Source organism: Patescibacteria group bacterium, assembly GCA_041645165.1.
In the GTDB taxonomy this organism is placed as follows: domain Bacteria; phylum Patescibacteriota; class Patescibacteriia; order 2-02-FULL-49-11; family 2-02-FULL-49-11; genus 2-02-FULL-49-11.
Window position 1 is genome coordinate 23,274 of record JBAZQN010000010.1, and the last position, 13,363, is coordinate 36,636.

Sequence of the window (13,363 nt, forward strand, 5' to 3'; positions counted from 1 at the left end):
TGCGGGACTAAACAAATACAAACAGTAAAATTCAAAACGCGATTTGTATTTTTGAACATTTGGGCTTGTTTAGAGTTTCGTGCTTAGGATTTAGAATTTCTCATATTAGTATGCCAGTTTTCGGTTAATGTCCGCAATAGCGTCAAATTCTTCTTTGGTAAATACTGGGTGGTTTTTCTTCGTATGCTCTTCAATCACGTGCGCCACATCCATACCTTTCTCCAGACTTTCTGCGCCGACCACCAAATAGAGTTGATGAAGAGGTGAGGACTTCCACGCCATCAGCCCCTCGTTTCTCTTCAAGAGAGATTCATCGGCGAGCAATTCTATCTTTTCCACCACTTTTGACGCCATCATGGATACCGTCGTGCCTAAACGGCGGAAATCCTCTATTGTCATGGTCTTGAGTTCGTCGATGGGTCCCATCACCCTACGAAGGGTACGCACGTCAGTGACCGTGGGGCGCAATTCCGCCGTTGGCATCTTAGGAGGCGGCGGAGGCGACGACGGCGCAAGAGGGATTCTTGATTTTTGATTTTTGATTCTAGATTCTTCAAGCTGGTACGACGGATGGATGAACGGCCGCGGTTCCTTGACAATGAGCGGCGGCGGAGGTGGAAGCGGTTTTGGAGGAACCACTTCAGTTTTCACTGGTGTTAGGATTGGCGGAGTGAGATGGAAACTGGCAAGGGCAGGCGTCACCTTAACCCCCCGCACCTCATCTTCAAATGCGGGCCTCCGCTCTTCTATAAGCTGCAGGAGCGTATTCGCGGACGCATTGTCCATATTCACGCCTCCCAAATTCCGCGGCCGTGTGAGCGTCTCTTTTGTTTCAATAAGATCCCTAATGTCTTTGAGCCGGGAAACTATCACGCGGGCGAGCCGAGGCTGGACTTCTGCATCAACCACAAGACCCGAAGCCTTTAAAATCTCATCAGCCTTTTTACTCGCAAGCTCATGAATCTTCTCGATGCGGTCTTTATCGCCCGTCTGCCGGTATCCGTCAACCTCCTCTTCATCGCTCACGTCCACATAATAACGGGCAACCGGCTTCGGAACGGGGACAAGGGAAGAGGGTATAAGAGGGCGCGCAGGGAGGTTTGAAACGGCGCGAGGGGCTGCGGGAGGAAACATAGAGACACCCACGGGCGCAGGAGTCCGTTCGATATTCATACGCTTCACGCGGTCATCTTGCGACGTGAGTGACGCATCCCAATCCTCCAAAACGCCATTTTTAAGCACCTTGAAGCGGCCGTCCGCGTCACGGACGACTAGCTCGCCAATGTGGGTTTTATCTACAGGATCTGGCATAAATATAAATGCTTTTAACTAGTGTATCATAATTCTCCTCACCTCACTTATTCTGAAACTTCTCGCGAATGCGCGCCTGCTCCACCTGGTGCCATTTCTGCTCGTCAGCTAACTTCTTCTCCAGCGATTCAACCAGTTTTCTCAATAACCAATCGGTTTTATTGATAAGCTCATAGAATATCTCATAACTCAAATCATTTACAGTGATTTTGGCTAAAGGCGGATAAAGGATAGTTAAAGGACGATATAAGAAATCCTTGTTTTCCTTTTTCCTCCTTTGATCTCCTTTACCATCCTTTAACGCCCAATTGAACTCACCAAGATCAACTCCGATCCCGACGAGACTCGATCCCGGCCTTGACACAAGAAACCCATCTTCGGTCATCTCCCTCACATCACCCTTCACCTCTTCCAAACTCCCTTGGCTAAAACCCCAGAAATCCAGGTATTCGCGCGTGGTCGCTCGCTTATAGCCTTCCTCAATATTCCGCACTACACTCCGCGCCGCATCGTCTAACTGCGCCTTGCGCCTATATTCAGACCTCGGCAATGCATCAGTCGCAAGACGAACCAAATAGCGCAACAGCACCGCGTTCGACCACTGCACGAGATAACGGTAGCCTTCTGGATCCTGCCACACCCGAGACCGCTGCTGTGGACGCTCCGGCCGCGACAGCTCCCATACTGTCTTGATGCTCATGGATGCTCCCAACTCGCTCGACGACAACCCACTCAATTCACAATTTGGAAAATTCTCCGGCGCTTCTGACCAATCAGGATTCTTAAAATCAAACGTCTCGATAAATACCCTTACGCTGGTCATACACCCCTATTATTTTTTCTTTATACTCCTCCTCTCTCCTCCATTACTTTTCTTTTATTGCATCCATCCACTTAAACTCGCCCGTTTGTAAATCACCATACGCCAAATGCGCGTACTCTTCTTCCCCCGCTTTTCTGCATTCATTGCTTAACGTGAGGACAACCAGCTTCGCCGATTCTTCCGGCAATTTCAAACGTTCGATCAAAATATGCTTCAAAAACGCCAAGAGGTGTTTCGCCGCCGCCGGATCTTGCTTGAATTCCTCTATTTGGGATCTGTCCCGCTCCTTGTATGTTGTTTTCAAGGGTAAGCGGGATCCCGCCTGAGCGGGAGAATTTGGGATTTGGGATTTTTCGATTTGGTGTTCCCAATACCGCTGATATCGAGCGGAAATCCCCACCGTTGTTTTAAGCGTCTTCCTTCGACCAAGCTCCCAAAGTGTCGCAATGACTTGAGGGATTTGACTACGGTTAATGCCACTAAAAAATTCTTCCTCTAGTTCGATCGATCCGAGGGGCTCTTCTCTTTTCACATTTTCCTCTAATTGTTTAAGCGCCTTCTGAATGACAGGTTCCTCCGTCCACTTACGATATTGCTCAATCATCTTGTCTGCAGGAGAGGTAACTCCCAGCTCTTTCATCGCCGCTTCTCGCTTCTCTTTAAATTCATCTTCAATCGCTTTCATCGCAAGCTCGGTCAATCGCTTGTATTCTGCATACTGCCCAGGAGGGATCTCCTCAAGTTTTCCTTCCTTGAGCGTCACAGGCTTCCCATCCTTAACCGCAGAGACCGTCTCCTCGAGACCCTCAAGAGTAGCGGAAGACAGCGGGAGCTTATCGCGCAACATCAGTATCATGCGAACGCGTATTTTTTCATTTTCTGGAAGCCGTACAATACTAGAACCCTTGGTGAGATATGCTGAACGCTTGAACGCGTCAGCATATCCCGTCCCGACATTAGAAATGTAATCTTTAATCCAATTTTCTATGGTCGGCGTTGCTTCACGGCCGCCAAGGAGAGGACCTTGAGCGGTAATACGCTCCTGGCTGCGTATAAGGGTATCTAAAAGCCTTTGTTTTATCTCATCTCTCCTTTTATAGCTATATTCTTTCTGCACAAACGCTTTTACTGCATCCATGCTCTCTTTGCCATGAATATCCAGTACGAGCCCCAAATGGGCATTAAATAATTCTGTTACTTCATCTAATTCAAGAAGAGGAACACAAATAGCGCGGCATACCCACATCATATTCGTTATCTTCTGGTATGCTTCCGGATACTTCATGAGCAAATCCGGATACCCTTTAAGGAGCAGCTTAAACGCCCGTAGCTGCTCAAACGCATCTTCCATCATCACGAACTCGCGGAGGTAAGCTACATACTCGTCATATTGCGCGAGCGCCTCCGTATTCACAAATGTTTCCACGGGCGGGGGCGCCGTGAGGTTACCGGCATCCTGTACTTCATCAGGCTGCGCCAGAGGAGTAAGTTGTGGTTCATCTGCCATAAAGAAGGAATATTAATATCCTCGGAAGAATCGCTCAAGAAGAAAATTATTTCTCCTTACATCGCCAAAACCAGGTGGTATGGCACGCATTGATGATAAAAGCTGACGATTTACATCTCTCATCGCAGCCCTATCCGCAGGCATCTCCTGAGACAGTCGGCTTAGGATGTTTAGTGCCTCTGGCGAGCCAAGATTCTTCTGCATACTCGGCTGCATGCGGCCCTGGCTCAATAATCTTGGCATCTTAAAGTAGTTACGTGCATAAAGAGTTACACCCATCGGCATGATATGTCCTTCCCGGTTACCGGTTTTGCGAAAATCTTCCGAACTGAACGGAACTTCATTAAAGAGCGCGAGACGGTTCCGGTTACGCATGAAACTCTCAAAGTCTACCTTTTCTATTTCAGCCAAACATTCAATATTCCGTTCGATCTCTTTCGCCCACATTGGCTCGCCCGTGAAGTAGTCAATGTCCACCGCTCGCGCCACGCCCCAGTGGCCAATCCCCTCGCCGGTATAGCTCACATCGTTGCCCACTGCCAAACCAATATCAGAAGTAAGCCCTAATCCTGGCTTATTCTTGAATCCCTGACGTTTAATGCCATATTGATCAATATAATCATCCCACGACAAGTCCATCTTCTCTGCCATCTCCTTTGTGAGTCCGCCTTTATTTCCTACCAATTCTCCCATAACAAATTCTTTCAGACCTCCGGCGTTTGAACCATAGTTAAACCAATTCTGCAGCTCATTCTCATTACCATACCTCGTAGCCTTTCTTAAGGCAGCCGCAGCACGCACGCCGTCTTTTTCCTTAATCGCGTCCTCCGCAATTCTCACCAGCTCTTTCCAGTTATCAGTGGTAAGCTTCCGCTCTTCTTCGTCAATGTCATGGCGCGTATGTTGGCGCGTCTCATAATCGAAAGATGGCCTGATTTGGTCAGCATCTTTTTTAATTTTGTCTATTTCAACATCGAGCATTTCCACCTCACGCCGCTTCTCTTCCCGATCAGCCTCAGTAATTCGGGGAGTATCTTGTAACTTTTTGTACATTTGCGCTTGCTTCTTCGCGGCCTCGATAAATCCTTGGTTAAATTTTTCCTCTTCTACACTTGCCAATAATAATTTCTTTCCACCATCATATTTTTTTCCTTGTAATTCATCAAATTGACTTAATCGGTCTAACAACTGTCCTCTTGTTTCTGCTGCCCCACGGGCGTCCCCGCCCGCAATAGCGCGGGCAAGTTTATTTGGCAACTCTTCCAAGTCCTTATGAAGCTTCTTGAAGTCCTCAAGCGCCTTTGCTTCTTTCTTTAATTCCTGTATCATCTTTTCTTGTTTTTCTTTTTGAATCTTCAATGCAGGTGTTTCTCCCTCTTTCGTTATCTTATCCTCAACAAATTTAAGATCCCCCTCTGCCCTCTTTATAACTCCACCTGGAGCATTAAGTTCTATCAGGCGTGCTTCGCGCTCTTTAACCTGCTGCTTCGTAAGTCCTCCTTTTGTGAATAAATCTGCTCTCTCCTGTTCATTTATTTCTTTTTGTGCAAAGTATGCCATTGCTCGTTGCTCGAAGTCAGCAGGCGATTCCTTTTTGATTTTTTCAAGATCATCAATAGTTTCTTTTATTTCTTTTTTCTTATTTAAAATGCTATTAGGGTCTTTCTCGCTAAGCAGACCTTTCAGCTCTATAATGCGTGTTTGCTTTTCTTTCCACCTCGCCGATCTGTCCTCTTCATCGAATTTCTCTTCATCTTCCTTTTCTTTTACCATGGCATCCACACTATGTTCGAATCTTATCACATCAGCCATAGCTTCCTTCATCTGTTCAGGTTTAAGAGCGGAAAACTCCTGCCGCCGCTTGAACTCTTCTCTTAGTTTATCAGGATCATCCTTACCTTCATTATCTTCAAGATATTCTTCTACGGTTCCAATACCCTTCGCCGGATCAATTGATGTATATATACGCTTCTCCCTATTTAGTGCTTTTTTTGCCTCATCAATATCTAGACTTTCCAACTCGCCCCGAAAAGATTGCTCCATCTGGCTATAAGCATCATGATCTACTTGAATTTTCCCTATCATTGCTTCTCCTATATTCCCTTGTGCTATCTCTGCTTCGATCTCCTCTTTTCTCTTTCCCACCGCCTCTGCCTCTTCTCTCATCTTTTGATATTTTTTTCCAAACACCACTCCAGGCCCCTTGGTGACTAGCTCTTTGAGTGTTCTCGTGTCCCATCTATGGCGCAAATTATACGCGGGAGCCGAGAGGAATTGTTTCATGCTCCCCGCTTCCTCACGCTTCTTTTGGATCCGGTCCACTCTCTGGCGGCGCCAGCGTTTCCCCTTCTCCGTCACGTTCTCTGTCCATAGTTTCTTTAATCCCTCTTTTGAAAGCAACTCTTCTGAGATACCTAGTCGCGATGCTGCATCCTTCCCTATACCGGCCCCTGCGGCTTTCCCCAAACCGCCCACGCCTTTCGCGATTCCCTTAAAAGGCGCGGCGCCCCACTGCTGCAGCTTTCCGGACACCGTGCCGGCGAATTGGCCGCCCATGACCCCAAGCTGCTGGGTGAGGGTAAGAGACCCGACGAGGAGCGAGATCACGATGATAAAGTTGATAAGGCTGTCAGTCCTGCCCACTTTCGTCTCAAACGGATTGTATTGGTCTATAGTCGTCTTTTCGCCCGCCAAAAATTTGCCAAAGGTGGTATTTTCCCGCCGGACAAACGATCCCTGCTGCATGATGGCAAACGTGAGCCACAAAAAAAACGCGAGGACCGGGCCGACGATCAGGTGGGAAGTGAATTTTTCCCACCACTGGCTTGAATATTTCTGGCCGCCCGGGAACGCCGAAAGGAGATACGCAAGGGGAGAGAGCACGGTAAGCGTCCAGAGCATAATGACGCGGAACACCAAGACCAAGATAAACGCAAGGAGCACGCCTGCCGTCACCGCCGCCACGGCAAGCCCCAAAAGAAGCCCCCCCAGCACTTTCATAGACTCCACGTTTCCCAGGGATGCGGTCGTCTTAGCTGAATAACTCAAAATGTCCCCAATGCCTACCGCATCAATGATATTCCCGCCGGCGATGTCCCGAAATGAATTCACAAACGTGAGCATGATGATCTGGGCAAGGTCAATGAAGAACCCTGTGATCATCCGGGAAAAATTGATGAGTACCGCCATGATGAGGAGCTTCGGAAGGAGCGCGCGATAAGAATAGGATTCCACTTTAAATATAGTCGCGACCGCGATCACCAAGAGCACTACGATGAAAAACATGTTGGACACGTCCCGCACCACGGTCCATCCGAGCTGTACCCCGTACTCGGTCGCGAAATCGTTATAACTTGCCACCATCACCAAAATGGGAATCAGCGTCACGGTGACCAACATGCCAAAAAACCACACGATCCCATAGATGAGCGTGGTAACCATTGTGATGAGCGTTCCTTCTGCTATATTCACAAGCCATCCTAGCTGCGCATGCGCGCCGGGAACCAATAAAAACACGCCCATCAGCGCGAGCGCCGCGCTCATAAATATCGTAGCATGGCGAAAATGCATTTTTTTAAATTGTGCAAAGCAAGTAGACATGAATGGTTATCGGTTTCACGTGGTTCGTTCAATCTTGCAGATTGAACGATTGTTTTTGCCGCCACACAGGCTGGTAATACATCGTATCGGAATATCAATCTGTAGCGTCGGAGCTTGTCTCCGACTCAACCGATCGTGTGGCCCCTTTAATACAAACTGTCAGGCGGCTGATCAACCCTACAGTTCAGTCTACAAGACTGAACCAACAATGATTGAAAATTTAGTCATTGAAAATTAATTGAAAATTGAACATTGAGAATTGAAAATTGCACTTAGCTTTATTTGACATTGGGATTTGGAAATTGGGATTTTATGCTATGGTCTCACCCTTATCACCCCGCCATAGGCTTTCCAGACTTGCGGATTCGGGAGCGGGCTTGCGGCGGGTGTAGCGCACATGGATCCCGCGCATGCAACAGCCGTGCCTGGCGGATTCTCGCAGCTGCCATTGCATAGACCCCAATTATCCATCACCTGCACGTATGGTTTGAAGAGACAATAGGTGCCATCCCAACAATTTACCCCGCCCGCGCCACATACAGGCAGATCATACTCCCCTTCAGGGCCAATCTGTTTGCCGCCCACGCCGCACTGATACGTGTGCGTAACAATATGCGGATCCTGCGAGGATTGTTTGGGCTCTATCCGCAATCCTTCCACTGAAGTAATCTGCGAACCATCGCGCCAGTCGACGCGATATGAAGTCAAAGGTTTATGGTCCTCATCCACGCTACTCGTAAATTTAAGCGCCACGCCGCCGGCGCGCTTAAACATTTTGAGGAGGCCATCGATCCATATTTGCTTCACTCGCGGCTGGGCCGCTATTTTAAGGGCGTCGGGGTCGGTGCCATCCAGAATATCCCACGCGTCCACGCAGCGATCTGATACTCGGCCGACACACCCTGCCGTCGTTCCCGGCGTACAGCAGTAGCCGTATCTCCCCGTTTGAGGATTAAAAGCCCACACGCTATAGGCTTTCGCAAAAAGCTCGCGCAAAGTCCCCTTGCCGCGTTCCGCGCCGCCATCAAGGGCAGTATAGAAATTCTCCCAATTCTTCATCTCTTTTGGCTTATCAACCCCCGCGCAAATGCCTGGCGCTCCCACATCGCCCTTGACGTAGCCGCAATTCGTTTCCTCATCACATAACTTCCCCACTTTTTCATCGCTTCCCGTGATGCACACTCTGCCCCCCTCTGTTCCACTAACACCGCTGCAAATCCCGGATATGGCACATTTGACTTTGATAGCGATCTCGTCATTAGGATTGCACTCAATACTGCCATTATTGCTACAATAATAAGCTGCATAACCATCTATGTCTGGGCCCTTGGCGCACGCACCAGCATAATTGCAATCTTCATCTTCCTCACACTCAGCGCCTACATTGCCGGCGCTGCACACCTTCTTCACCGCCCGGATCCCATACGGCGCGCCTGCGCGGTACTGGTACGGCGCTGTCTGCCCTTGAGTTATGGGCGCTTCCACGTATGCAGGGCCTGGCCACGTGGCAGGATCGCCAGGATCAATGCCTGACCCTCTCGGCAGCACAAGGCCGCCATACGGCTCGTAATCCTGTTCGTATGGATACTTGGGCGCGTTATACGGGGACTTAAAGCCGCCTGGCCCAATCCGTGTCGCATACGGCAGGGTTTCACCGTCCTGCGTCACCACTTGCGCAATCACGTTGCACCGCTCCCCGCGGTAGGTGATGATGCCTTTAAACTTAACTCTCCCTGAACCACCGCTGCCATCCTTATAATACACATGCAGGATTTTTAATTTGTTATTCTCGCCAAATTCCAGCCATGCCGAAATCATATTACAATCATTTTCATGGGCGCCTTTTTCGCACCGCAAATAGGCATAGGGATTGTAGAGAGCATGATATTTATCTTTATCATCGTCAGGACCGCAGTTCTTGGTGGAGGTAAGACCATTGCGCCAATGATCTTTATTCGACTGGTTCAAAATAATCGTTCCCTTCTTTCCACTTAATGAGAGATTAATATCTGTATCATCATTCCTCATTGTGCAGTCGTACGAATCGGAAGTGCCATCATCCATCTGTATGTCATCAATCCTCACTTCAATTATTTCATTTTTATATATATCCAACCAACTAAGATCAATAGGAAAACTGCAAGACTCACTCTGACATTGGCCGTATGTGTCGCTGGTAATCGCCCGATCATAATACGGCCAGTCGCCTTTTGACTCGAGACAGTAATACAAGGGCTTCCTGCCAGTATAGCCTGCCACAGGCTCGCTTGAGAACAAATCAGAGGTCCCCAAAAGCACGTCCACCGGCCACCAAATCAGGCAGTCGTTTGCGGGATCAAGGTAGCGGCTAGGATTTGGATCCTGCCGCTCCACGCAATAGCCTTTCCACCCTTTATACTCTTTGCCGGACGCTGCTTCCAGAAAATCGCAGGCAGGCGCGTCTTGCGTAGGATACGTGCGGCAGGAGCGCGGAAGCGTGCGCCCTTCCGCGATGGCAAGCGCGGGCTGGATAGTAACATCGTCAATATAGAAAGGGCTTGGCGCGATCGCGCTGCTTTCCTGCTGCACGAACTGAAGGAAGGCTTGCCCGCTTAAATTTTCAGGAAGCTTGCCATCCTCTGCCTTGGTGCCAAGCCGCATCTGATACGTCACCCAGCTGTTGTCAAGGGTAACTTTCTGCGCTCCTTTCCCAATCACAAAATTATGATAATCATTGCCAATGGCAAGCTGAGCGCGAATTGCCCTCAACACGCACTCTTCGCGCTCATCGTGAAATATAGGGCAATCCGCGCTGATGTCGCACAGTCGCGTTTTAGTTCGTTCGCAATGCCCTTCGTTTTTATCGGTGCGGGCGCGGAACGTAAGCATCATCGTGTCCATGCCAGGCGCGGAAATAAATGTGCCTAAGGGGATAAACGCGCCAGACCAATGCTCTGCCCCCGGCACCACCTTCAAGATAAATGTAGAATAGAACGCATAGCCTGATTTGCGTTCAACATAAATGCTTGCGCCATAGCGCGGCTGCCATGGCGAGGGGGCGCCAGTTTCAAAATTGCCATTCTGCACCTTTACGGTTCTGCCGACTTCATTCATGCGCACGTACGGGTAGAGGCCGTCAACGCGCGGGTATATGCACACGCCATCCGCTGCGGGACATGCATTGGTTGCGGAGCACTCTCGAGTTGTAGTAATAGAGCAATAGCCAATGCTCCAGGCTAAACCTACTTTAGAATACCCTGATACGTCCTTAATGAAGTGTATCTGCGACGGCGTGTCAAAGGTGAGGTTTGCCCGGCCAGTTGCGCCTTCCAGCGCCACAGGATTTGCGCATTCCCCTTTCGGATCGAGCGTATCGCACACGCCAAGGTCAAAACACATGTCTTCATACTTGCCCTGCTGGTTTTTTAAGCGTACTGCTGACTGGCAGTAGAGCCAGTTCTTGCACACGCGGTCGCGCGTGACTTTCATGATCTGGTTCGCGTCCGGCTCGATCGCAGGACACGCAGGTACCGTCACCCTCCAATACTTGGGACCCGCAGTCTCCGGGGGATTAGCGATTTGCGCGGTAATGTTTACGCAATACGAAAAGAGACATTGGGCGGGAGCGGCACAGTCGATATTACTGCTACAGGAGTCAAAAGGCGATTTTGAACATCTGCCGGTTGTTGGTGAGAGCGGTGTTGCCACCACTGCGTGGGATAGGGTATACACCTCATCAGTCCGTGAACCTTCCGGTGCAGTCACACGACAACTTCCTAAACCCCATGGAATGTTTTGCCACGATACGGTCCCTCGTGCAGGCTTTGTCGTGCCATAAGTCACGCGGAAGGAACGACAGGTAACATCAGAAATGCCCGCGTCTACAATCCGCAGTGTCTCCGCGGTAGAACCGCTCACGATAAACTGCCCGTTATACTCGGCTTGCACAAACCCTGTCACGTTGCAGGTAATATGAAACGAATATGTTCCTCCTGCATTGAGCCCTGGGAATACTACTTTGTGGGAAATGGGATTGCCAGTTGATATCTGCGAAAGACCGCCAGGGGTCAAGGTGGTGGTGCACACGCTTGGCATGAAAGTTTCAGGATAAGTCACCCACGTAATAGTCTCTTCAGCCGGAGCCGATGTTTCAGAAATTACATGGTGGATATAGAGCTGTTTGGGCACGATGGAAGAACAGGGCTTGGTGCAGCACACGTCGGTGGTGGCGGCGCCCGCAGCGTCTACATCCGGCACTTCTTCCCCTTCTATGCAGATGCTTGCGGTCGAACATGCCGCGTAATGCTGGCATCCTAAATCGTCCACGCACGTCACGGTGGCATCATACACACACTTTCCCGTTGTTATATTGCATCCCACATCAGCGCGGCACGTTTCTGACAAACCGTGACCGGAATAGCAACCATTGTGCGCGGGATCATTCACTACGCATTCATCCCCTGAACCGCCGCCGTTCACATCCCGGCAATGCCCAAACAACGCCAAGGGGCATCCCGCTGACGTTGTGCACGGATCGCCAATGTTCAAACCGTCTTGGCACACCATGAGCGCAGGATTACAAAAATATCCTCCCCAGCCACTAGGCGGCGGATCTATGCAGGTGCGCAAGCCAATCGTGTACGTACCGCCGTGCAACCCATTGGGAGCAAGTACGTCAGCAACGCCGCCGTTAGGCGCGACATAAACCACGTGGTTCCTGATAGCAGCATCTGGATTGTTTTGGTCAAAATTCACTTCGGTGACGCCCGGGGTAGTTCTGGTCCGAAATATAAGAGTCACAAATGTGGCATCATCAAACACGCCCTTAGGCGCGCCGCGCACGATATGAATCGTATTGCGGTCAGTCAGGACGCCTGGAATTATGTCCTGAACCGTTACTTGGGTAAAAGGGTCTGCTGCGCTAATACACGCATCTTGCAAACCACTAGCCTCGCAGTCATCCTTCCTGATATCCAGCATTGTGGGATCATACGTAATCACCACTTCTGCCGCATACAAGGGCTGTTGAGAAGGGTTAGAAATCATCACATTCAACGGCATGGCGGTGTTAAAAGAATACCTGCCGCTTGCCGGCCGCAGGGAAAGCTCCACATTGGGATTTCCAGCTGGGTTTGGAGTCACTTGCGCAAAGAGCAATCCTACCCCTGCGGCCACCGCGAGGAATATCACGATCTTGACCCACAGCGAAAGCGCGCCAAACCAGCTATGGAAGCGCTGCCACAATTCCTTTACACTCAAATGCATTTGTTCATTATTGTCAGGCATATAGCCTAGTAGGATTTATAAGACCTATACGACTTATAAGACTTATCCGTCTTATTATTTTACAATAAACGCCTCATCTTTCACATCCGTAAACACATATTTCTCCGCGGTCATGTACGGCACGAACTGCGATTCTTGTTTATCAATAGTAAAGATGATCTCTCCTGCTTTCAGAGGCTTCACCTTGATCCCTGAAAGCAGCCCGCTGCCCGCAAATCCTCCCTCGCCTCCTTTTGCCCCGGGACCGGGAATAAAGCGCACGATTTCTATCCGCCCTGTAGTCTCAAGCGCACCCGGAGGATTTGCTTCCATAGGCAGGCTTGTGCCCTTCGCATTTAAACCCTTAAACTCAACCTGCTTCGGATCATAGGTGAGCACCGCTCGCACGACCGTAATATGCGTATCATAGGTATCAAAACGAATTTCAACCAATCCTTCTTTTCCCACGCTTAAACTCGTCTTCCCTTCAGGAAGCGATAGGGAAATCGCGCCTTTCAAATCCGGCCGCACGATGGGCGCTGGTGGTGATTGTCTTTGCGCGGGGAGGGGTGATGGCGGCGCCGGTTTTGGTGGTTTTGGCGTGAAATAATTCACCGCGAGCGCCACTACTACTACCCCCGCCAGCGCTCCAAGCAGCACAAGAAGGCGGGAAGAAGAACGAGGCTTTGCATCTGTTGATGGAACATTAGTTTGAGAATCTTGTGGAGACATATGATTGATGTTAATTTTTATAAATAAATGCAAAGTTTCATTGTAGCGTGGCAGCTTGTCTGCCACCTGTGAGTCGGAGGCAAGCTCCGACGCTACCAGATCTGGGTAATTCGGGGGTACTACTGGGGTCTGCCGCCTTAGAGTTT

The 13,363-nt window shown here is 49.7% G+C and carries 6 protein-coding genes; all 6 read right to left on the reverse strand.

What is annotated here, in order from left to right; translation table 11 throughout:
- Nucleotides 1-105: 105 nt before the first annotated feature.
- A complete protein-coding gene (locus WC659_04545; protein MFA4873176.1) occupies nt 106-1,311 on the reverse strand; it encodes a hypothetical protein in 1,206 nt (401 codons plus the stop codon).
- Nucleotides 1,312-1,354: 43 nt separating this feature from the next.
- The gene (locus WC659_04550) at nt 1,355-2,134 is read right to left on the reverse strand and encodes a four helix bundle protein (protein ID MFA4873177.1); all 780 of its coding nucleotides are present in this window, start codon (nt 2,132-2,134) and stop codon (nt 1,355-1,357) included.
- Nucleotides 2,135-2,177: 43 nt separating this feature from the next.
- On the reverse strand, nt 2,178-3,641 hold the full coding sequence (locus tag WC659_04555; protein MFA4873178.1) for a hypothetical protein: 1,464 nt from the start codon (nt 3,639-3,641) through the stop codon (nt 2,178-2,180).
- 12 nt (nt 3,642-3,653) lie between these two features.
- The gene (locus tag WC659_04560) at nt 3,654-7,184 is read right to left on the reverse strand and encodes a hypothetical protein (protein MFA4873179.1); all 3,531 of its coding nucleotides are present in this window, start codon (nt 7,182-7,184) and stop codon (nt 3,654-3,656) included.
- Nucleotides 7,185-7,556: 372 nt separating this feature from the next.
- Nucleotides 7,557-12,506, reverse strand: a complete 4,950-nt coding sequence (locus WC659_04565; protein ID MFA4873180.1) for a hypothetical protein — start codon at nt 12,504-12,506, stop codon at nt 7,557-7,559.
- A 54-nt stretch (nt 12,507-12,560) separates the two neighbouring features.
- A complete protein-coding gene (locus WC659_04570) occupies nt 12,561-13,217 on the reverse strand; it encodes a hypothetical protein (GenBank protein MFA4873181.1) in 657 nt (218 codons plus the stop codon).
- Nucleotides 13,218-13,363: the final 146 nt, after the last annotated feature.